The sequence below is a fragment of the Crossiella cryophila genome, from assembly GCF_014204915.1.
GTDB classification, from domain to species: Bacteria; Actinomycetota; Actinomycetes; order Mycobacteriales; family Pseudonocardiaceae; genus Crossiella; species Crossiella cryophila.
The window spans coordinates 4155279-4177204 of sequence record NZ_JACHMH010000001.1 but is presented as its reverse complement, the minus strand read 5'-3'; the positions used below and the strand labels follow the sequence as shown (position 1 = coordinate 4177204).

The window sequence follows — 21926 nt, the reverse complement described above, 5'->3', positions numbered from 1 at the left end:
GGCCCCTTGTCCGTGGCACTGGGTGAGGGGGAGAGTGGAACAAAGTTGTTCCACTTGGAGCAGGACATGCCCAGTACACCGCACCTGCCCCGCGGGGCGCGCACCCGGCACCGGGTCCTGGACGCCGCCGCCCGGCTGCTGGCCAAGGACCCTGGCGCGAGCCTCGGTGAGATCGCCGCGGCCGCCGGGATCGGCCGCACCACCGTGCACCGGCACTTCCCGACCAGGGACGACCTGTTGCAGGCCTTGGCATTCGACGCCCTGGCCGCCATCGCGGAGGGTGTCGGCGAGGTCCCGATGGCCACCGAGCCGCCGGAGTCCGCGCTGCTCGCGCTGGCCACCGCGTTGCTGCCGCTGGGGCCCAGGGTGTCCTGGCTGGCCAACGAGCGGTCGCTGACCGCCGACCGCGAGGTGCTGGCCGCCTTCGAGCGGGTCGCCCGGCCGCTGCGGGAACTGGTGGAACGGGAACAGGCCGAGGGCCGCTTCGCCCCGCACCTGGCGCCGCACTGGGTGGTGCAGGTGTTCGTGGCGGTGCTGTGCGCGGCCTGGGAGGCCGTGGACAACGGCGAACTGGCCCCGAAGGCGGCGCCGGAGCTGGTGGTCGAGACCGTGTTGAGAGGGGTCGCCCGATGACCGTGCTGGGACACCTGAGGTCGCAACTGGCCTTCCTGACCCACCGGAGCGTGCTGTGGGGCGCGTCCGCGCTGGGCGATCCCGGCGCGCGGCTGGTGCGTCGGGGCACCGCCGACCCGTACCCGCTCTACGACGAGATCCGGGCCACCGCGCCACTGGTGCGCAGCAGGCTGGGCTTCTACGTCGGCGCCGGGCACGCGCTGTCCGCGCGGCTGCTGCGGGACGACCGCTTCGGCATGCCGGGCCCGCACGGGGTGTTCCCGTTACGGGCGGCCACCGAACCGGTGCACCCGATCGAGGACTCGTTCCTGATGATGGACCCGCCCGATCACACCCGCCTGCGCAGGCTGGTCGCGCCCTGGTTCACCTCGCGCACGGTGGCCCGGCGCGCCGAGGAGATCGAGCGGATCGTGGCCGACTGCCTGGACGAGTTCGAGGGCGCGGGCGAGGTGGACCTGGTCCCGTTGTTCGCCAACCGGGTGCCGGTGCAGGTGATCTGCGATCTGCTGGGTGTGCCCGCGCCGGAGCACGAGCGTTTCCGGGGCTGGGCGAACCGGATCGCGCCCGCCTTCGACGGGGTCAACTCGGTCGGGGAGTTCGAGCGGCTGCGGCAGGTGATGCTCGAGCTGCAGGAGTTCTTCACCGAGCTGATCGCCTTCCGCCGCAGGCACCCGGCCGAGGACATCCTCAGCGGCCTGGTGCACGCCAAGGTCGACGGGGAATCGCTGAACACCAAGGACCTTCTCGCGACCAGCGGGTTGCTGCTGCTGGCGGGCTTCGGCACCACGGTGAACCTGATCGGCAAGGGCGCGCTGGGCCTGCTCACCCACCCGGACGCGCTTGGCCACCTGCGCCGCGACCCCGGGCTGGCCGCGGCGGTGGTGGAGGAGACCCTGCGCTACGACCCGCCGGTGCACCTGACCGCGCGTTTCGCCAGGGAGGACGCCGAGGTGGCCGGGTTCCGGTTCCGGCGGGGAGACCAGATCGTGCTCTCCCTCGCCGGGGCCAACCGGGATCCGGCGGTGTTCGACCACCCGGACCAGTTCGACCCGACCCGCCCCAACGCCAGGGAACACCTGGCCTTCTCCGGCGGGATCCACTTCTGCGTCGGCGCGGCGCTGGCCCGGCTGGAGGCCGGGATCGCGTTGCGCGCGCTGTTCCAGCGGCACCCCCGGCTGGAACTGGCCGGGGCGCCCGAACGCGGTGACGGGCGGACCCTGCCGATGCTGACCAGCCTGCCCGTGCACTGCCCGCGCCGGGCGGCCAGTTCGGCGGCCTGACCCGGCGCGGGCAGTGGGATCTCAGCTGATCAGTTGACGCCGTGCATCAGCCGCTTGACCCGGTTGGCGCCGATCCACAGGAACACCGCCAGCAGGATCGCGGCGCCGCCGAGCAGGCCGAAGTAGGCCAGCTCGGACATGGTGGTGGACAGCGGCGCGATCTGCCCGGCGATGCCGTTGCCCGCCGCGGTGGCCAGGAACCACAGGCCCATCATCTGCGAGGAGAAGGCGGCCGGGGCCAGCTTCGTGGTGGCGGACAGGCCCACCGGGGACAGGCACAGCTCGCCGACCGTCTGCACCGCGAAGACCAGCAGCAGCCACAGCGCGGCGACCTTCTCGCCGCTGAGCCCGGCCACCGCGAGGATGCCGAAGGACAGGCCGATCAGCACCAGCGCGACGGCGAACTTGCGCGGGGTGGACGGCTGCCGGGTGCCAAGGCGCAGCCAGAGCGCGGCGACCAGCGGGGCCAGCAGCACGATGAAGGCCGGGTTCACCGACTGGAACCAGGGGGCGGGGAACTCCCAGCCGAAGATGTCGCGGTCGACCCGCTCCTCGGCGTAGATGTTGAGCACCGTGCCGGCCTGCTCGAAGATCATCCAGAACAGGGTGGCGCCGATGAACAGCGGGATGTAGGCCTTGACCCGGTCCCGTTCCACCGGGGTGGTCTTGTCGCTGCGCAGCATGAACATGAAGTAGCCGGCGGGCAGCAGGATGGACAGGGCGCTGATCAGCAGCACCACGCCGCCGACCTCGAGCACGCCGAGCATGATCGCGGCCACCACCGCGGCGACCACGGCGAGCACGATGCCGACCAGCCGGCCGACGATCTTGGCGCGCTGGTCCGCCGGCAGCGGGTTGGTCGGGTGCAGCCCGGCCTCGCCGAGGTTCTTGCGGGTCAGCACGTACTGGACCAGGCCGAAGAACATGCCGATCGCGGCGACGCCGAAGCCGACGTGGTAGCCCCACTGGGCGGCCAGGAAGCCGCACAGCAGCGGTGCGACGCCGCCACCGATGTTGATCGACATGTAGAAGATGGTGAAACCGGCGTCCCGGCGCGGGTCGTCCTCGCGGTAGAGGCGGCCGACGATGCTGGAGATGTTCGGCTTGAGCAGGCTGGTGCCCAGCACGATCAGGATCAGGCCGAGGTAGGTGGTCGAGGCACCGGCCGGGATGGCCATGCTGATGTGCCCGAACATGATCAGGATGCCGCCGTAGAGCAGCGCCTTCTGCGCGCCGAGCAGGCGGTCGGCCAGCCAGCCGCCGGGCAGGGAGCCCATGTACACCGCGGCGGCGTACACCGAGCCGACCGCGATCGCGGTCTCCTTGGGGATGCCCAGACCGCCCTCACTCACGGCCTTGTAGAGGTAGATGACCAGCAGCGCCTTCATCCCGTAATAGGAGAACCGCTCCCACATCTCGGTGAAGAAGAGGCTGGACAGCCCTTTTGGCTGGCCGAAGAAGCCGCGTTGCGGCGCCGCTTCGTTGACGGTCGCGCTCACGGTGAGGTCCCTCCTGATGTCACACCGCCCGGGTTAACCGGACCTGTCAAGGGCGGAAGAGTACGCGCGTCCGATTTGGCTCGACAACGGCCCGTCTTTCACCGAATTAAGTGCTACGAAAGGACCTGGTGACCCAGGTCTCATTCACTGCTAAAACGCTTGGTCAGCACAACTGCCAGATCCGGATCGACCGCCAGCGCGGCCCTGGCGCGGGCCAGCAGGTCCAGCTTTTCATCACCGAGTTCGCGCCACTCCCCCGGTTCGGCGGCGTGCCCGGCCATGATCGCGACATAGCCGGCATAGGCCGCGGACTGCCTGCCCAGCACGACCGCGTCGCCGGTCAGCGTGGGCGGATCGGCCAGCAGCTGACCGAGTCGCGCGGGGTCGGTGGCCCTGGCCAGCCAGCCGGTCAGGTTGGCGGCGGTGGGGTCGGTCAGGGCGGCGGCACGGCGGAGCTGTCCGTCCACAACGGAGCGCAGGTCGGCGGCGATGAGGTGTCCGGAAAGGACGGTGAACTCGGCGGAGCCGGTTTTCTCCTTGGCGTGCACCAGGTTCAGCACGGCGCGCAGCAGGTCGCGGGGCAGTCCGCCGGCCAGGCTGTGGCAGAGCCAGAGGAAGGGTTCGGGCAGCACGAGGGCTCGTCCGGCGAGCAGTTGGCGGGCGCGGGCGAGGTCGAGCCGGGACACCGCGACCACCTCGTCGAAGGCGCTGTCGAAGGTGCTGCGCACGGTCAGCGCCCGCAGGTCGAAGGCGGCCAGGGCGTCCTCGGAGACCGAGACCAGGAAGTGGCAGCCGCGGACCCCGAACAGCGACTTGAGGTCGTTGAGGAATCGTTCCGCGTCCTCGGCGGTGTCGATCTTGTCCAGCTCGTCGATCCCGATGACGACCTTTCCGTCCTGGCCGAGTAACTCGAGGAATTCCCGCAGGTCACCGACAAGCTCCGGATAGCCGCGGACGAGTTCGGTGTGTTCCCGGCCACGTCCGGCACTGAATTCCAGCCCGGCGGCGAGTTTCATCCCGCCGGTCCGATTCGCGGTGTCCTTGCGCTGGAATCGCAGTGCCCGCAGGTTCTGCCTGGCCAGGGTCACCACCGAACTGGCTTCCCGCCCGCGCCGCCGTTCCGCCCGCGCGTCCGCCTCGGCGACGAACACCCCGGCCAGTGCCAGCACGAGTCCGCCGATGCCAATGGCGACTTCGGGATTACCGGTCACCCACCCGCGTCCGGCGCTGACCAGTTCCCAGCCAAAGCCCAGCACCGCGATGAGGGCACCGAGCGCGACCAGCCCGGTGCCCAGCAACCGGCGGCCGGAGGGTGTCGCACCGGGTTCGGCCAGCCCGCCGGGTGAGGCGCGCACGACCTGCTCGCAGACGGTCTGGAAGAGGTGGACCAGGAACTCGCGGCGGTCGTAGCTGGTGGGGGCGGGGACGAAGACGGTGAGGTGGTCGGCGAGGTCGCGGCCGCAGAGGCGGCGTAGGAGGGTGCTCTTGCCGACGCCGCGGGGGCCGCTGACGCCGATGCTGCTCTGGGCGAGGGTGTCGACCAGCCATTCGATGCGGTCGCTGGTGTCGCTGCGGACGAAGCCTTCGGGGCGGGAGAGTTCGCCGAGGGAGCGGAGGTTGAGGTCGGGCAGCAGCAGGCCGTACCGGCGGGGCGGGGCGGTCTCCGGCGCGGGCAGCAGCCGGTTGACCAGGTGGTCGAGGAACTCCAGTTCGGCCGTCCTGGCCTGGTGGACCAGGGTCAACGGCGCCCCGGGGACGCGGTCCCAATCGAGGGTGGGGGTCTTGGTGAGGGCGCTCAGCAGTTCGCCGTAGGGCAGGCTGCGCAGCCGTTGCAGCAGCATGAGCAGCCCCAGCACCGCGGCGACTGGGAAGAGCACGGTGGCCAGCGTGGCTGGCTGGCCGGGCCCGGCCACCATGATCAGCGCCGCGGTCATCAGTCCGAGCAGGTAACCGGGGAACCCCGCTGCCCATCGCATCCGCCGGATCACCCGGGCGCCCGCGAAGGCCGCGGTGAGTGCCAGCAGGACCGCGACCGCGAGCACCAGTGCGGAGAGGGAGGACAGGACCAGCAGGCCCGCGGAGGCGACGGCTGATCCGAGCACCACCCAGCACAGCGGTGGGAACAGCGGGTCGCGGGCCAGGCGCACCGGCCGACTCGCCGGAACCGCGCGCAGCACGGCCTGGCGGGTCAGCTCAGCCTGCACTCGCAGTCCGTGAACGGCCCAGCTCAGGTCGGAGGCGGCGAGGTCATGCCGGGCGTCGGCCTCGAACTCGCGGCGCAGCTCGGTGACACCGCCGGTGTGCGCCAGCACTTCGGGCCGGTCGAGCAGCCGGGCGATGACCAGTTCGGTGCGGTCGACGATGGCCTGCCTGGTGTGGTGGTCCACTTCGCTCCCGGCGGACCCCTCGATGACGCGGCGGGGCAGCAGCCACGGCGCGAGCAGCCCGGTCAGGCAGGCCAGCACCACGAGCACACCCACGCCCGGAACGGGCACCGCCAGCCCGGCGCCGACCGGGATCAGCAGCAGGTACACCAGCACGGCCTGGATCAGCGCACTGATCACGATCTCGACCTGGGCCGCCAGCTTGCCGTCCTGGGCCTCGCCGAACACGACCACTTCCGCGGGAGTCCAGGGCCGGGCCAGGATGGCCAGCACGCCCGCGAGACCGGTGGCCAGCAGCAGGCCGGGCAGGGACAACCAGGGCGCTTGGACACCGGCCAGGGACGAACCCAGCCAGGCCAGTGCGGCGGCCAGCGCTGTCCGCCCCATCGCCGAGCCGATCGCGATCCAGATCCGCATGCCTCCAGGCAAGCGGATCATCCGTCGAACGCCATCACCCGGAGAGGTGACGCTCCAACCCCGGCAGCACCAGTTCCCGATGCGCCCGGATCACCCGCGCGAACACCTCCTCCGGATCAGCCGCCCACACCTCCTCGTGGAAAACCTCCACCTCGGCGAACCCCGAGTACCCCGCAGCCGCCACACACTCCCCCAGCACCCCGAAGTCGATGTGCCCCTGCCCCGGAATCCCCCGCCCCGCAAGCACATCCGCCGGCAACGGGGTGATCCAGTCGCACACCTGGTACAGCGCGATCCGCTCCCCCGCCCGCGCGATCTGGACCTCCACCTCCGGGTCCCACCACACGTGCACGGTGTCCACCACCACCCGCACCGCCGGGCTGCCGATCGCCTCGACCATGTCCAGGGCCTGTTTCAGCGTGGACAGCACACCGCGGTCGGCGCAGAAGACCGGGTGCATCGGTTCCAGGGCCAGGATGACGTCGCGTTCGGCGGCGTAGGGGGCGAGTTGGGCGACGGCGTCGGCTACCCGGGTTCGAGCGGCTGGCAGGTCGCGGTCGAACAGGCCGCCGACGACCAGGACCAGGGACTGGGCGCCTAGTTCGGCGGCCTCGTCGATGGCGCGGCGGTTGTCGGCGAGGGCTTCGGGCTGGTTGGCGGGGTTGGTGAGGAAACCGCCCCGGCAGAGGGAGGTGACCTGGAGGCCGGATTCCCTTACCTGGTGGGCGGTTTTGGTGACGCCGTTGGTCTGGACCGGGTCGCGCCACAGGCCCACGGCGGGGACTCCGTGGCGCTGGCAGGCGTCCAGGAGTTGGGGGACGGTGAGGCTGCGGACGGTCATCTGGTTCATGGACAGGCGGTTCACGACTCGACTCCCGCGGTGGCGAGGAGCAGGCGCCAGCGGTGGGCGGCCAGGTCCGGGTCGGGTAGCAACCCGGTCTGGTCGGCCAGGCGCAGGACCTCGGCCAGGTGGGCCAGGGAGCGGGCCGACTGGGCGCCGTTGACCATGGCGAAGGCGGACTGGTGGCCGGTCAGCCAGGCGAGGAAGGTCAGGCCGGTCTTGTAGTGGTAGGTCGGGGTGGCGAAGAGGTGACTGGACAGCGGGACCGTGGTGGCCAGCTGGGCGCGGAAGCCCGCGGTGTCCCCGGTGTCCAACTGGGACAGTGCCGCGGCGGCGATCGGGGCGATGCCGTCCAGGATGCCCAGCAGGGCGTCGCTGTGGCCGTGTTCGTCGCCGGCGATCAGCTCCGGGTAGTGGTAGTCGTCGCCGGTGTAGCAGCGCACGCCGTCCGGGAGCCGGCGGCGCAGGTCGATCTCATGCCCGGCGTCGAGCAGGGAGACCTTGATTCCGTCCACTGTGGACGCGTGCGCGTGGATCAGGTCCAGGAAGTGCCCGGTGGCCTCGGCGACATCCTCGCTGCCCCAGTAGCCGGTGAGCGCTGGGTCGAAGGCCGGGCCGAGCCAGTGCAGGATGACCGGGCGGTCGGCGGCGGAGAGCACCCGGTCGTAGACCCGGTGGTAGTCCTCGGGGCCGCGGGCGGTGGCGGCCAGGGCGCGGCTGCACATCAGGATCGGCTGGACCTCGGCCTCGGCGGCCACCTCCAGCTGTGTCAGGTATGCCTGCGCGACCTGGTCCAGGGTGGCCGGGCCGGTCAGGTGGTCGGTGCCGATGCCGGCGGCGATCCGGCCGCCGCAGGCGCGGGCCTCCTTGGCGCTGCGCCGGATCAGCTCGGCGGCCCTCGGCCAGTCCAGGCCCATGCCGCGTTGCGCGGTGTCCATCGCCTCGGCCACCCCCAGGCCGTGCCGCCACAGGTGGTGCCGGTAGGCCAGGGTGCTGTCCCAGTCCAGTTCGGGCGGGGCACCGGGGGTGTTGTCGGCGAAGGGGCAGGCGACCACGTGCGCGGCGGCCAGGACCTGCCGGGAGGTCGCGGGCCTGGCCGGTGGTGGCCAGCGCCAGCCGCGGGTGTCCAGGGTGTGCCGGTGCAGGGCGCCGCCGGGCTTGGGCAGCAGGACCTCGGTCACGTCAGCTCCGGCACGCTCAGCCGCCTGCCCTGCGCCGAGGAGCGCAGGCCCAGCTCGGCGAGTTGCACGCCGCGGGCGGCGGTGTGGAAGTTGTGCGGGTAGGCCTGCGCGGGTTCCGGGTCGGCCAGGTGCCGGAGGAACTCGGTCCACTGCTCCTTGAAGCCGTTGTCGTGACTGGCGTTGTCCGGCACCGGATGCCACTGCGAGCGGAAGTCCACCTCCACCGGCAGGTCCGGGTTCCACACCGGTTTCGGCGTGTGCGCGCGGTGCTGGGCCACGCACTCGCGCAGTCCGGCCACCGCGCTGCCCTGCACACCGTCCACCTGGAACTCGACCAGCTCGTCCCGGCGGACCCGGGTGCACCAGGAGGAGTTGACCTGCGCGATCACGCCCTCGCCCAGCTCGAAGATGGCGTAGGCGGCGTCGTCCGCGGTGGCCTCGTATGCCTGGCCCTGTTCGTCCCACCGTTGCGGGACATGGGTGACCGCGCGCGCGGTGACCGCGGTGATCGGGCCGAACAGGCCCTCCAGGAGGTAGCTCCAGTGGCAGAACATGTCCAGCACGATGCCGCCACCGTCCTGCGCGCGATAGTTCCAACTGGGTCGTTGCGCCGGTTGCCAGTCGCCCTCGAACACCCAGTAGCCGAACTCGCCGCGCACGCTGAGCACCCGGCCGAAGAACCCGCCGTCCAGGAGTCGCCGCAGCTTCTTGATGCCGGGCAGGTAGAGCTTGTCCGCGACCACGCCGTGCCGGATCCCGGCGGCCTCGGCCGCCCCGGCCAGTTCGAGGGCGGCGGCCACGTCCGGGGCGATGGGTTTCTCCGCGTAGACGTGCTTGCCCGCGGCGATGGCCCGGTGCACCGAGGCGACCCTGGCGCTGGTCACCTGGGCGTCGAAGTAGACCTGCACCCCTGGGTCGGCCAGCACACCGTCCACATCGGTGCTCCAGCGCGGCAGGTCGTGCCGGTCGGCGATGTCCTTGAGCTTGGCCGGATCCCGGCCCACCAGGACCAGTTCCGGTAACAAGGTGTCCCCATTCGGCAGTCGGACGCCGCCCTCGTCCCGGATCGCCAGCAGCGAGCGCACCAGATGTTGCCGGTAGCCCATGCGTCCGGTGACTCCGTTGAGTGCGATCCCGATGGGGCGCACCGACATGTCGACCTCCCGTGAACTCCGGCGGCAGTCTGGAAAGCGCTTTCCAACACGCTACGGTCACGGGCTCACCACCGTCAAGGCGCGGGCCAGCTACTCTGCGTACCGCGAGTATGGAGGTGGACCGTTGACGCAACGGCAGGTCACGCTGGCCGAGGTGGCCAGACAGGCGAGCGTGTCCTTGGCGACCGCGTCCCGCGTGCTGAACGGCAGCACGCGGCAGGTGAGCACCGAACTGCGGGACCGGGTGCTCTCCACGGCGCGTTCCCTCGGCTATCTCCCGAACGCTTCGGCGCAGGCCCTGGCGCGCAACTCCAGCGTGCTGGTCGGCCTGGTGGTGCATGACATCGCCGACCCGTACTTCTCCTCCATCGCCGCCGGGGTGACCAGGGTGGCCGAGGAGAACGGGCTGATCGTGGTGCTCGGCACCACCAACCGGGATCCAGGGCGGGAACTGGCGCTGCTGTCCACCCTGCGCGCGCACCGGGCCAGGGCGATCGTGCTGGCCGGTACCCGCACCACCGACCGCAACACCACCGCGCAACTGGCCGCCGAGGTGCAGGCGTTCACCGCCCAGGGCGGCAGGCTGGCCTGTGTGTCCCAGGCCAGGCTGCCCGCGGACACGGTGATCCCGGCCAACAAGCTGGGCGCCACCAAGCTGGCCCGCGCCCTGGTCGAGCAGGGTCACCGGCGCTTCGCCGTGCTGGCCGGACCGGCCGAGCTGGTCAGTGCCAGGGACCGGCTGGCCGGGTTCCGCGCCGGACTGGCCGAATCCGGCATCGAACTCTCCGCCGAGGCGGTGCTGCACGGCGGCTTCACCAGGGACGGCGGCTACCAGGCCGCCCAGCAGCTGCTGACCAGCCGCGACGGCGCCACCTGCGTGTTCGCCGTCAACGACGTGATGGCGCTGGGCGCGATGGCCGCCTTCCGGCAGGCCGGGCTGACCGTGCCCAAGGACATCTCGGTGGCCGGGTTCGACGACATCCCCACCCTGTCCGACCTGGTGCCCTCGCTGACCACGGTCCGGCTGCCGCTGGAGGAGATGGGTGAGCGCGCGGCCCGGCTCGCGCTGGACGAGCAGCCGCCACCGCAGACCCGCTCGATCCGGATCAACGGCGAGGTCGTGCTGCGCGATTCGACGGCGCCGCCGCGCTGAGAGCACTGTCAGACACGCGCGACATTCCCACTTAGAGGGGACATGGGTCACAGAATCGCGGCCGGACCGCGTTTGTCCAGCGCTTACACTGGGTAGGATCCGCGCACGCGGGTCCGATTCTGTGATCCATCCTGTTTGAGGAGTGAAGCACCCCGTGCCAGACGCGCGGTCCCCCGGAAACAGTAGCGAGCCGGGGGAAAGCCCCGGCTGTCATAGCGGCCCGGACACCAGCCTCCCCGGAGGCCAGCGGTGACCGGAACGCTATCCATCGTGCTCAGCCTGGTCGGCCTGTTGGTACTGACCCTGGGTACCGGCCTTTTCGTGGCCGCCGAGTTCTCCCTGTCCGCGCTGGAGCGCAGCACCGTGGACGCGCACGCCCGTGCCGTCGGCGACCGCAGGGCCAAGCAGGTCCAGCACGCGCACCGGACCCTGTCCTTCCAGCTCTCCGGCGCCCAGCTCGGCATCAGCATCACCACCCTGGTCACCGGCTACCTGGCCGAACCGGCCCTGGCCCGGCTCACCGGACCACTGCTGACCTGGCTGGGCCTGCCCCAGTCGGTGGCACTGGTGCTGGCGGTGGCCTTGGCGGTGCTGCTGGCCAACGTGCTCTCCATGGTCTTCGGCGAACTCGTGCCCAAGAACCTGGCCATCGCCCGGCCGCTGCCCACCGCCCGCGCCACCGCGGGTCTGCAGGCCGGGTTCTCCGGCGTGTTCCGGTGGGTGATCACCGGGCTCAACGGCGCGGCCAACTGGATCGTGCGCGGTTTCGGCGTCGAGCCGGTGGAGGAGCTGCGCTCGGCGCGGTCCCCGCACGAACTCGGCTCCCTGGTGCGCACCAGCGCGGCCCGCGGCTCCCTGGACAAGGGCACCGCGACCCTGCTGGACCGGTCACTGCGTTTCGGCGACCGGCTCGCCGACGAGCTGATGACGCCGAGGGTGCACGTGCAGGCGTTGCGCTCGGAGGCCACCGTGCCCGACCTGATCGAGCTGAGCCTGCGCACCGGGTTCTCCCGGTTCCCGGTGCACGGCGGCGATCTGGACGACGTGATCGGCGTGGTGCACGTCAAGCAGGCCTTCGGCGTGCCGGTGGACCAGCGCGACAGCACCAGGGTCGCCTCGCTGGCCAGGCCGGTGCCGACGGTGCCGGACACCCTGGAGGGCGACGCGCTGCTGGACCGGCTGCGCGCCTCCGGGCTCCAGGTCGCCCTGGTGGTCGACGAGTACGGCGGCACCGCCGGGCTGGTCACCCTGGAGGACCTGGTCGAGGAGATCGTCGGCGACGTGCGCGATGAGCACGACCGCGGCGAGGTCAACCCGGTCCGCCCGCTGGGCAAGCAGAGCTGGATGGTCTCCGGGCTGCTGCGCGGCGACGAGGTGGCCGAGGCCACCGGCTTCGACCTGCCGGAGGGCGACTACGAGACCATCGCCGGCTACGTGCTCTACCGGCTCGGCCGGATCCCCCAGGTCGGCGACGAGGTCCGGCACGACGGCTGGCGGCTCACCGTGATGCGGATGGACCGCAACCGGATCGCCGACCTGCGCGTCACCCGCGTGCCCGAGGCAGTGCCGGCCGGGTCCGCGGTCGTCCCCGAGGAGGTGCCGGCATGAGCGGCGGAATCGCACTGATCGTCTCGCTGGTGTTGCTCGGCCTCAACGCCTTCTTCGTCGGCGCCGAGTTCGCCCTGATCAGCGCCCGCCGGGACCGCCTGGAGGCGCTCGCCGACGCCGGTTCGACCGGGGCGCGGACGGTGATCAGGGCCAGCGAGCAGATCTCGCTGATGCTGGCGGGCGCGCAGCTGGGCATCACGCTGTGCTCGATCGCGCTGGGCGCCATCGCCAAACCGGCGGTGGCCGCGCACCTGAGTCCGCTGCTGCTGCCGCTGGGCGTGCCCGAGGCGGTGGCCGACGTGCTGGCCTTCATCGCCGCGGTGCTCATCGTGGTGATGCTGCACATCGTGCTCGGCGAGATGGTGCCCAAGAACATCGCCATCGCCGGCCCCGAGCGCACCTCGCTGCGCATGGTGCCCGCGCTGGTGTTCTTCGTTCGCCTGGTCCGCCCGGTGATCACGGTGCTGAACTGGCTGGCCAACGGCGTGCTGCGGCTGCTCAAGGTGGAGCCGAAGGACGAGATCGACACCGCCTACACCCCCACCGAGCTGTCCGAGCTGATCGCCGAATCCCGGCGCGAGGGCCTGCTGGACGACTCCGAGCACCGCCGCCTGACCCAGACCCTGTCCTCGGCCCAGCGCACCGTGGCCGATGTGCTGGTGCCACTGGACAAGCTGACCACGGTGCCGGAACGCCCCACGGTCGGCGACGTGCAGCAGGCGGTGGTCAGCACCGGCTACTCCCGGTTCCCGGTGCGCACCGCCACCGGCTCGGTCCGCGGCTACCTGCACGTCAAGGACGTCCTCGACCTGGCAAGCGCCGACCCGGCCACCCCGGTCCCGCTGAACCGGATCCGCGGCCTGCCCGAACTCCCGGCGGACGCCCGCCTGGACGAGGCGGTCGCGGCACTAAGAAGAGCCCAAAGCCACCTGGCCGGCGCAGTAGCCCCAGACGGCGCGGTGCTGGGCGTGGTCGCACTAGAGGACCTGGTAGAGGAATACGTAGGCACGGTGCGGGACGCCACGCACGTGCCCAGCTAGCCAGGGCGGAGCCAGGAGCCCACTTGTTGCGAAAGAGGCGTGGCGCGCAGCGACACGGCGGGCTCTTGACCAGCAGCGCGGTACCGATTTTTCGCGTTGCCTTGCCGTGTCCTCGACGCATCCGAAGCTTGCTTCGCGTGCGGCGAGGGCACGGCGAGGCGACTTAGAGGCGAAAAATCCAGCGGCGCGGAGCGCGCCAAAGACAACGGGGCCAGCACCCACATGCCAGGTGCCGGCCCCGTTGCGCGGGATGCTCCGCGCTCGGGGCAAATCGTGACATCCGCCCGCTCGAGTCGCGTTCTCCCGCCCTGGTGGTTGCCAGCGACGGAGGCGACGCGGTCGGCCCTGCTCCGACCGCACCGTCCCGCTGACGACCCTTGGCGTTGCCCCCGTATGGGTACGAACGGGAGTCACAGTCCTGAACTGTGAGCTGACTCACACGCCCGTGGACGACGCGCCTGTACACAGAATGGCGAGACAATCACGGACTGTAATCCTCCTCGCCAGTGGGGACACCCCATGCGGAACGCGTCGCCGCCCGCCATGTCCTTCTCCGCCGCCGACTGGGGCCAGTGCGTCAGACTGCGCCCCGAACTCGTCCGCCTCGCCACCCGCCGTGGCGCGGGGGACGATGCCGAGGACCTCGTGCACGAGGCCTTCATCCGCACCGCCGCGCACCCGGACCTGGATCGCAGCCGGTTGCGCCCCTTCCTGATGACCGTGGTCAAACGGCTGTGCGTGGACCACCTGCGCCGCCAGTCGGTGGCCAACCGGATCTTCGACCACCCGATGCTGGCCCCGGTGACCGGCGCGGGTGTGGCCGAGGCGGTCACCGACCGGATGCACGCGCACTGGATGCTCGATCAGCCCGACCTGCTGGCCGAGGCCGACCGGAAGGTGCTGATGCTGCTCGCCGACGGCCGCTCCTACCGGGAGGTCGGCGAACGGCTGCGGATCAGCGAACTGGCGGTCGAGCAGGCCGCCCGCGCCGGACGCCGCCGGATACGCCGCAAGATCGGGCAGGTGGAACCGGCCGAACGGTGACCCAACCCAGTCCGCTCCGGCTGATCGCCTGGCACCGGAACCAGCTCGCGGTGGTCCAGCCGGTGGGCAGGCTGGACCTGTCCACCCGGCAACGGTTGCTGGACGGCCTGCTCAAGATCGCCGCGGCCGAACCCGCCGCGCTGGTGGTGCACCTGGGCAAGCTGGAGCTGGGCACGCCGCCCGCACTCGGCGTCTTCCACCGGGTGCGGCGGCAGGTGCACGAGTGGCCCGGCATCCCGATGGCCCTGGTCGCCGAGGAACCGGGCCTGCTGGCCGCGCTCATCCGGAGTCCGAGGGACCGGCTGCTGCCGGTGTGCCCGTCACTGAGCGAGGCGGTGCGGGTCTGCCGCTCGCCGCCGATCCGGCAGCGCCAGCTGCACCTGCCGTGCCGGGACATCAGCGAGCTGCGCGCCCGGCTGTTCGTCACCGAGGTCTGCCTGGACTGGGGTGTGCAGGCGGCCCTCGGTGACGCGCTGCTGGTGGTGGCCGAACTGGTGGCCGCCGCGGTCGCCGCGGGCGGGGCCGAGCTGTGGGTGCGGGTGCACTCGCGCGGGCCCCGGCTGACCGTGTCGGTGCGGGACCGGACCCCGGTGGCGGTGGCCCAGGTCCTGCCCGCGGTCGCCCAGCTCGCGCTCGCGCACGGGCAGGCGCCGACCGCGGGCGGCAAGGTCGCCTGGGCCGTGCTGCACCTGCGGTGACCTAGAATCGGCTGGTGGCCGCGCTGTCAGCAGAGCACCTCGTCCTGGGCGAGGCGGCCTGGCATGCACAGCGCGCGACCTACCTGGAGCGCATCCGGCCGTGGACCGACGGGCATCGCGCGCGCAAGGCGGCCGGCGAGAAGCACCCGGTGCTCGACTTCATGTTCACCTACTACAGCTTCAAGCCCGCGCAGCTGGAACGGTGGCATCCGGGACCCGGCGTGACCCTGGCCGGGGACTCGGCGACGGAGTACCTGAACAAGCCCGCCTACGCCCGCACGCCCGACGGCGTCACCCTGGACCCGGCCGCGTTCCCGCCCGCCCGGCGGCGCACCGCCGAGTTCGTCGCGGCGCTGCTGAGCGCGACCGCGAGCAGGCCGCCCCGGCTGGGCTGCTTCGGCCTGCATGAGTGGGCGATGGTCTACCGGACCGATCCGGAGCAGGTCCGGCACGTCGGCTGGCCGCTGCGGCTCGGGCACGCCGGCACCGACGCACTGGTCGAGAACAGTCAGATCCGCTGTTCGCACTTTGACGCCTTCCGGTTCTTCACCGAGCCCGCCCGGCCGCGCAACACGTTGCAGCCGACCAGGGAGAGCCAGGTCGCGATGGAGCAGCCGGGCTGCCTGCACGCGACCATGGACCTGTTCCGGTGGGCCTACAAACTCGCCCCGTACCCGCCTTCCACACTGATCGCGGACTGTTTCGAGTTGGCCCTGGATGTGCGCGAACTGGACATGCGGGCCAGCCCGTATGATCTCGCCGCACTGGGTTATCCACCGGTCCGGATCGAAACAGTGGAAGGCCGCGCCGAGTACGTCAAAATGCAAAGTGCATTTTCCCGGCGGGCCGAGCCGCTGCGTGCCGCACTGGTCGACCTGTGCCGCACGCTGCTCCGATGGTCCGGGCCGGGCATCGCGGAGGCGGATCGTGACGATCACGAGACGTTTCCGCAAACCTCGGCTTCCATCCACTCTCCGTGACATATCTTGACGCTCTTGTGTCACCTGTTAGCGTGACACGTCAACGGCTGATGGCTGTTGATTACCAACGGTTTGATGGTGATCCCGGTGGGAAATGCCGGATGGTCACGCGGGGCTGAAGGGGATGTCGGATGGCTCGACACCGCGCGGCTGGGGAGGGCACCCGGCGCGGGATGGCTCGATGGCCCTTTGTCATCGTCGGCGTCGTCGCGCTGTTCGTGCTCGGCTACCTGAGCTGGACCTGGCTGGGCGGCATCCTGGACCGCAGGGCCGCCGCGCAGGCCGCGGAGTGCAGGCAGGGCGAACTGGTGCTGCGGATGGCGGTCACGCCGAGCGTGGCCGATCCACTGCAGAGCGCCGCGATCGCCTGGAACGGCCAGCGCCCGGTGATCGACGACTACTGCCTGCGGGTGGAGATCCAGGCGCTGGACTCCCCCACCGTGCTCACCGCGCTCACCCAGGGCTGGGACACCGGCAAACTCGGCCAGCCGCCCTCGGCCTGGCTGCCGGAGTCGTCCCTGTGGGTCAACCAGTTGCGCGCGCAGAACAAGTCGCTGCTGGGCGCGCCCGCGGAGTCCATCGGCAACTCGCCGGTGGTGCTCGCGGTGCCCGAGCCCGCCGCGCAGCCACTGCGGTCCGGGCAGGGGTTCCGGTGGAGTGAGATCCCCGGTCTGCTGGCCGCGCCGGATGGCTGGAAGCGCTTCGGCATGGACGACTGGGGCCGGTTCACCATGGGTGTGCCGGACCTGGTGCGCAACCCGGCCAGCGCGCTGGCCGTGCAGTGCGCGCTGGCCTGGGCCGGGAAGAAGGAACGCGGCCCGGTGACCATGGACATGCTGACCCTGCCCGCGGTGCGCACCGCGCTGAACCAGGTGGCCAAGGCCAAGGTCGCGGGCGTGCCGCCGACCACCCAGGACGCCCTGGTGGAGCTGAGCAAGAACCCCGACCTGGCCACCTCGCCCTACGACGGCGTGCCGGTGCTGGAGATCGATTTGTTCCGCCGGAACCTGGGCGTGGACGGCAAACCGAAACCGGACAAGCCGCTCTACGGCATCCCCGCGGCCGGCCCGGCCCCGGCGGCGGACTTCCCACTGCTGCCCCTGTCCGGCGACTGGATCAAGGACGCCCAGGTGCGCGCGGCGCAGAAGTTCGGCGACTTCCTGCGCGAGCCCGCGCAGGAGAAGGTCCTGGCCCAGCAGGCCGGGGTGCGCGTGCGCAGCACCAACGAACGCCCGCTGACCTCGCCGGGGATCACCTGGATCGCCAACGACGACCTGCTGGCGCCAGCGGATGAGAACACCTCGCAGCAGCTGGCCGCGTCCTGGGCGAGTTCGGCCGACAACGGCCAGACGGTGACCATGCTGGTGGACGTGTCCGGGTCGATGCACGCCGACGGCGGCCAGGACAAATCCCGGATGGACTGGCTCAAGGCCGCGTTGCGCGGTCAGGTGGACCGGTCGGTGTCGGGTTCTATGGGTATGTGGGAGTTCTCCCGGTCCCTGGATGGCAAGAAGCCGTACCGCCAGCTGGTGCCGACCAAGGGGATTGAGCAGCAGCGCAACGCCCTGCGCGGTGCGATCGAGGGCCTCAAGCCGGTGAGCGCGACGCAGCTGTACTCAAGCCTGGCTGTGGTGTACCGCTCGGCGGTGGAGAATTACGAGCAAGGGCGGACGAACCGGATCGTGGTGCTCACCGACGGCCCCAACGACGGCGGTCTGAACCTGCAGCAGTTGCAGGCCGAGCTGGACAAGGTGCGTAACCCGAACAAGAAGATCTCGATCAGCTTCATCACGATCGGCCCCGACCCGGAACGCGCCCCGCTCACCAAGATCGCCCAGTCCACGGGCGGCTCGGTGTCCGTCGCCGCGGACGGCGCGGCGATCGACCCCGCGCTGGCGCAGTTGCTCTCCGCCGGCTGACCTCGTTCCTCCGCCGAGGACCTGTCGACGTGACGGTGGCCGGGACGCACATGCCGCACCCGGGCACGAATGGAGTGGGTAATGGCAGCAGACCGCCCCGCGCCGCGATGGCGCAAGAGCAGCTACAGCAGCGGCAACGGGGAGAACTGCGTGGAGGTGGCCGGGTTCCCGGACGGGGTGGCGGTGCGGGACTCGAAGAATCCGGAGGGGGCTGGGCTTTTGTTCTCCCGGGGGGCGTTCGCGGGGTTTCTGGGTGTGGTGGATGAGTTGGATGCTCGTGGGCGGGAAGGGCTTGGCGGCGGGGAGGACTGAGGTGGCGGGGGTCCTTTGTGGACGGTTGGGGGTGAAAACCCACGACGAGGGTTCTCGCGTGTTCTCCGTACGGCCTGGAGCTTGCTGACCGCGCCTCGCCGAGTGGCCCCTGCAACCTGCCGCCGCCCTAGCCTCACAAACGTGACGGGGGCCGCTCGGGGAGGTGTGGTTGGCTTGCGGAAGGCCGTACGGAGAACACGCGAGCCCTCGGAGCCACGCTGGTTCTCGAGTCGGCAGCACAAACCCCGCCCCGCAACCTGCTTACCCGGCTCTTGATCTGCCCTCCCCCCTCCGGTGGTCTGCCCGGCCGGCGAGGCCATCTTTTCCGCTCTTGATCTTTGCGTTGTTGGCCTCTGTTGCTGAGGTACCCGAGCGACAGTCAAGATCAAGAGCGTCCTCGCCGGACGGGCAGAAATCAAAGGATGGGGGGGAAAGTCAAAGACAAGAACAAGGGCAAAGAGCAGTGCTCGTACGGTTCCCCCATCCCCGTCAGCCCTCCGATACCAAACCACATCCCGGGCAAGCGGCCCGTTGCGGTTGAGAGGCTAGGGCGGCGGCAGGTTGCAGGCCGCTTGCCCGGGATGCGGTGTGTCCTCTCCAGGCTGACGGGGATGGGGGAACCGCTCGGAGAGTGTTGAAAAGCCACCCCGGCCGCCTGTTCGGGCTTCGCCCGCCTCTCCCCAGTCTCAAAGCGAAGCGCCCCGGGCCTGTCGGCCCGGGGCGCTTCGCTTTGCTCAGTCCCTTGTCAGCTCTCGAAAGCGCTGATCGGCGGGCAGGAACAAACCAGGTTCCGGTCCCCCTTCGCACCGTCGATCCGGCGCACGGGCGGCCAGATCTTCGGCCGGTCGGACTTCACCGGGAAGGCCGCCTCGGCCCGGGTGTAGGGGTGATCCCATTCCCCGGTCAGGGATTCCGCGGTGTGCGGGGCGTTGCGGAGGGGGTTGTTCTCCACCGGCCACTCGCCCGCGCCGACCTTGTCGATCTCCTTGCGGATGGCGATCATGGCCTCGCAGAAGCGGTCCAGCTCGGCCAGGTCCTCGCTTTCCGTGGGTTCGACCATGAGGGTGCCTGCCACGGGGAAGGACATGGTGGGGGCGTGCAGGCCGTAGTCGGCCAGGCGCTTGGCCACGTCGTCGACGGTGACGCCGGTGGCCTTGGTGATGGGGCGCAGGTCGAGGATGCACTCGTGGGCGACGAAGCCGCCCTCGCCGGTGTAGAGGACCGGGAAGTGTTCGTCGAGTTTGCGGGCCACGTAGTTGGCGGCGGCGACCGCGGTCAGGGTGGCGCGGCGCAGGCCGTCGGGGCCCATCATCCGGACGTAGGCCCAGGAGATGGGCAGGATGGAGGCGCTGCCCCACGGTGCGGCGCTGATCGGGCCGACGCCGGTGGCGGGGCCGGCGGTGGGCTGCAGGGGGTGGTTGGGCAGGAACGGGGCGAGGTGTTCGCGGACGCCGATGGGGCCGACGCCGGGGCCGCCGCCGCCGTGCGGGATGCAGAAGGTCTTGTGCAGGTTCAGGTGGCTGACGTCGCTGCCGAACTTGCCGGGGCGGGCCAGGCCGACCAGGGCGTTGAGGTTGGCGCCGTCGACGTAGACCTGGCCGCCCGCCTCGTGCACCAGGGCGCAGACCTCGGTGACGGTTTCCTCGTACACGCCGTGCGTGGACGGGTAGGTGATCATGATGGCGGACAGGTCGTCGCGGTGGGCCTCGACGGTCTCGCGCAGGTGGCCGAGGTCGATGTTGCCCTTGTCGTCGCAGCGGACCACGATCACCCGCATGCCGGCCATGACCGCGCTGGCGGCGTTGGTGCCGTGCGCGGAGGACGGGATCAGGCAGACGTCGCGGGCTTCCTGGCCACGGCTGCGGTGGTAGGCGCGGATGGCGAGCAGGCCGGCGAACTCGCCCTGGCTGCCCGCGTTGGGCTGCACGCTGACCGCGTCGTAGCCGGTGACCTCGGCCAGCCAGGCCTCCACGTCGTGCACCAGGGAGAGCAGGCCGGCGGCGTCGGCGGCGGGGGCGAAGGGGTGCAGGCCGGCGAACTCCGGCCAGGTGATGGATTCCATCTCCGCGGTGGCGTTCAGCTTCATGGTGCAGGAGCCGAGCGGGATCATGCTGCGGTCCAGCGCGACGTCCTTGTCGGAGAGGCCGCGCAGGTAACGCAGCAGCGCGGTCTCCGAGCGGTGGGCGTGGAAGACCGGGTGGGTCAGGTACTCCGACTCGCGGTTCAGTTCGGTGCCGAGGGCGTCGGGGGTGGCCGCGTCCAGCGCGTCCACGTCGCCGGTGACGCCGAATGCCTGCCACACCAGCGCGAGGTGCTCGCGGGTGGTGGTCTCGTCGCAGGCGATGCCGACGTGGTCGTTGTCGGCCAGGCGCAGGTTGACGCCCAGGGCGCGGGCGTTGGCGACGATCTCGGCTGCCCTGCCGGGCACGTGCGCGAGCACGGTGTCGAAGTAGCGCTCGTGCTTCAGGTCGATGCCGCCTGCCCGCAGGCCGGCGCCGAGCACGGTGGCCAGGCGGTGCACCCGGGTGGCGATGCCGCGCAGGCCCTCGGGGCCGTGGTAGACCGCGTACATCGCGGCGATCACGGCCAGGAGCACCTGGGCGGTGCAGATGTTGCTGGTGGCCTTCTCCCGGCGGATGTGCTGCTCGCGGGTCTGCAGCGCGAGCCGGTAGGCGGGGTTGCCGTCGGCGTCCACGCTGACCCCGACCAGGCGGCCGGGCAGCTGGCGCTCGAGTCCGGCGCGCACCGCCATGTAGCCGGCGTGCGGGCCGCCGAAGCCCATCGGCACGCCGAAGCGCTGGGTGGTGCCGACCACGACGTCGGCGCCGAACTCGCCGGGCGGGACCAGCAGGGTCAGCGCGAGCAGGTCGGCGGCGACGGCGACCTGGGCACCGCGTTCGTGTGCCTGCTCGACCAGCGCGCGGTAGTCGCGGACCGCGCCGCCGGCGCCCGGGTAGGACAGCAGCACGCCGAAGAACTCGCCTTCGGGCAGGCCCTGGGTGAGGTCGGCGAGCACGATCTCGATGCCGAGCGGTTCGGCGCGGGTCTCGATGACGGCGATGGTCTGCGGCAGCGAGTCGGCGTCGACGACGAAGCGCGGCGACTTGGACTTGCCTGCCCGGCGCACCAGCGTCATGGCCTCGGCGGCGGCGGTGCCCTCGTCGAGCATGGAGGCGTTGGCGGTGTCCAGGCCGGTCAGGTCGGAGACCATGGTCTGGAAGTTGAGCAGGGCTTCGAGCCGGCCCTGGGAGATCTCCGGCTGGTACGGGGTGTACGCGGTGTACCAGGCGGGGCTTTCCAGGATGTTCCGCTTGATCACCGGCGGGGTCACGGTGCCGTAGTAGCCGAGCCCGATCATGGGGGCCTTGAGCGTGTTGCGGGCGGCCAGCGCGCGCAGTTCGGCCAGTGCCTCGGCCTCGGTGGCCGGGGCGGGCAGGGCCAGGGTCAGCTCACCCTCGCGGATCACCTGGGGCACCGCCCGCTGGGCGAGTTCCTCCAGCGAGCCGACCCCGATGACGTCGAGCATCCGGGCCAGTTCGGCGGGCCGCGGACCGACGTGCCGGTCGGCGAAGGGCGTGCCGTGCTCAAGCGCGGCCAACGGGATGCGATCGGGGTTCGGCTGGGTCATGCTCTCGCCTCCGGCGCCTAGGGGTGGGCATGCGGAACTGCCCTCCCCCTCTGTCCGTACCCGGTGTCCGGGCGCCTGAGAGCTTCACCCGGCCACGGCGGACCGGACTTGCACCGTCGGCGGGTCCGCGCGCACGGCGAGGACCGCTTTCCAGA

General features: G+C 71.1%; 16 protein-coding genes and 1 riboswitch. Of the genes, 10 read left to right on the top strand and 6 right to left on the bottom strand.

The window, feature by feature from the left end; genetic code table 11:
• Nucleotides 1-66 precede the first annotated feature (66 nt).
• Together HNR67_RS18660 and HNR67_RS18655 are read left to right on the top strand one after the other, a co-directional pair.
• Nucleotides 67-633, top strand: a complete 567-nt coding sequence (locus HNR67_RS18660; RefSeq protein ID WP_185003527.1) for a TetR/AcrR family transcriptional regulator — start codon at nt 67-69, stop codon at nt 631-633.
• Nucleotides 630-1913, top strand: coding sequence for a cytochrome P450 (locus HNR67_RS18655; protein WP_185003526.1), 1284 nt, complete (start codon nt 630-632; stop codon nt 1911-1913). Before HNR67_RS18660 ends, HNR67_RS18655 begins: the two co-directional genes overlap by 4 nt.
• 29 nt (nt 1914-1942) lie before the next feature.
• On the opposite strand, the gene HNR67_RS18650 is transcribed toward HNR67_RS18655, so the two are convergent.
• The 5 genes from HNR67_RS18650 to HNR67_RS18630 all read right to left on the bottom strand — a co-directional run bounded on the left by HNR67_RS18650 (nt 1943) and on the right by HNR67_RS18630 (nt 9389).
• Nucleotides 1943-3412 (bottom strand): peptide MFS transporter, encoded by a 1470-nt coding sequence (locus HNR67_RS18650; RefSeq protein WP_185003525.1) that lies wholly within the window; start codon nt 3410-3412, stop codon nt 1943-1945.
• Between the two features lie 140 nt (nt 3413-3552).
• Nucleotides 3553-6213, bottom strand: coding sequence for a hypothetical protein (locus HNR67_RS18645; protein WP_185003524.1), 2661 nt, complete (start codon nt 6211-6213; stop codon nt 3553-3555).
• A 34-nt stretch (nt 6214-6247) separates the two neighbouring features.
• Nucleotides 6248-7078: a sugar phosphate isomerase/epimerase family protein gene (locus HNR67_RS18640; RefSeq protein WP_312987559.1), complete on the bottom strand. Its 831-nt coding sequence runs from the start codon at nt 7076-7078 to the stop codon at nt 6248-6250.
• Nucleotides 7075-8235 carry a dihydrodipicolinate synthase family protein gene (locus HNR67_RS18635; protein ID WP_185003523.1) on the bottom strand — a complete coding sequence of 387 codons (1161 nt, stop codon included), beginning with the start codon at nt 8233-8235 and terminating at the stop codon, nt 7075-7077. Before HNR67_RS18635 ends, HNR67_RS18640 begins: the two co-directional genes overlap by 4 nt.
• Complete coding sequence (locus tag HNR67_RS18630) at nt 8232-9389, bottom strand: Gfo/Idh/MocA family protein (protein WP_185003522.1); 1158 nt, start codon at nt 9387-9389, stop codon at nt 8232-8234. The genes HNR67_RS18635 and HNR67_RS18630 overlap by 4 nt, the downstream gene beginning before the upstream one ends.
• 124 nt (nt 9390-9513) lie before the next feature.
• On the opposite strand from HNR67_RS18630, the gene HNR67_RS18625 reads away from it, so the two are divergent.
• The 8 genes from HNR67_RS18625 (at nt 9514) to HNR67_RS18590 (ending at nt 18143) form a co-directional block, all read left to right on the top strand.
• Nucleotides 9514-10542, top strand: coding sequence for a LacI family DNA-binding transcriptional regulator (locus tag HNR67_RS18625; protein WP_246492546.1), 1029 nt, complete (start codon nt 9514-9516; stop codon nt 10540-10542).
• A 249-nt stretch (nt 10543-10791) separates the two neighbouring features.
• Nucleotides 10792-12150 carry a hemolysin family protein gene (locus HNR67_RS18620; protein ID WP_185003521.1) on the top strand — a complete coding sequence of 453 codons (1359 nt, stop codon included), beginning with the start codon at nt 10792-10794 and terminating at the stop codon, nt 12148-12150.
• Nucleotides 12147-13190, top strand: coding sequence for a hemolysin family protein (locus HNR67_RS18615; RefSeq protein WP_185003520.1), 1044 nt, complete (start codon nt 12147-12149; stop codon nt 13188-13190). Before HNR67_RS18620 ends, HNR67_RS18615 begins: the two co-directional genes overlap by 4 nt.
• Nucleotides 13191-13709: 519 nt before the next feature.
• Nucleotides 13710-14234 (top strand): RNA polymerase sigma factor, encoded by a 525-nt coding sequence (locus tag HNR67_RS18610; protein WP_185003519.1) that lies wholly within the window; start codon nt 13710-13712, stop codon nt 14232-14234.
• Entirely contained in the window at nt 14231-14932 is a 702-nt protein-coding gene (locus tag HNR67_RS18605) for an STAS domain-containing protein (protein ID WP_185003518.1), read from the top strand. The genes HNR67_RS18610 and HNR67_RS18605 overlap by 4 nt, the downstream gene beginning before the upstream one ends.
• 23 nt (nt 14933-14955) lie before the next feature.
• Nucleotides 14956-15912: a 3-methyladenine DNA glycosylase gene (locus HNR67_RS18600; protein WP_246493310.1), complete on the top strand. Its 957-nt coding sequence runs from the start codon at nt 14956-14958 to the stop codon at nt 15910-15912.
• Between the two features lie 131 nt (nt 15913-16043).
• Nucleotides 16044-17831, top strand: a complete 1788-nt coding sequence (locus tag HNR67_RS18595; RefSeq protein ID WP_185003517.1) for a substrate-binding domain-containing protein — start codon at nt 16044-16046, stop codon at nt 17829-17831.
• A gap of 81 nt (nt 17832-17912) precedes the next feature.
• Nucleotides 17913-18143 (top strand): DUF397 domain-containing protein, encoded by a 231-nt coding sequence (locus tag HNR67_RS18590; RefSeq protein WP_185003516.1) that lies wholly within the window; start codon nt 17913-17915, stop codon nt 18141-18143.
• Between the two features lie 745 nt (nt 18144-18888).
• On the opposite strand, the gene gcvP is transcribed toward HNR67_RS18590, so the two are convergent.
• A complete protein-coding gene (gene gcvP / locus HNR67_RS18585; protein WP_185003515.1) occupies nt 18889-21771 on the bottom strand; it encodes an aminomethyl-transferring glycine dehydrogenase in 2883 nt (960 codons plus the stop codon).
• Between the two features lie 64 nt (nt 21772-21835).
• Nucleotides 21836-21924, bottom strand: a riboswitch (glycine riboswitch).
• Nucleotides 21925-21926: the final 2 nt, after the last annotated feature.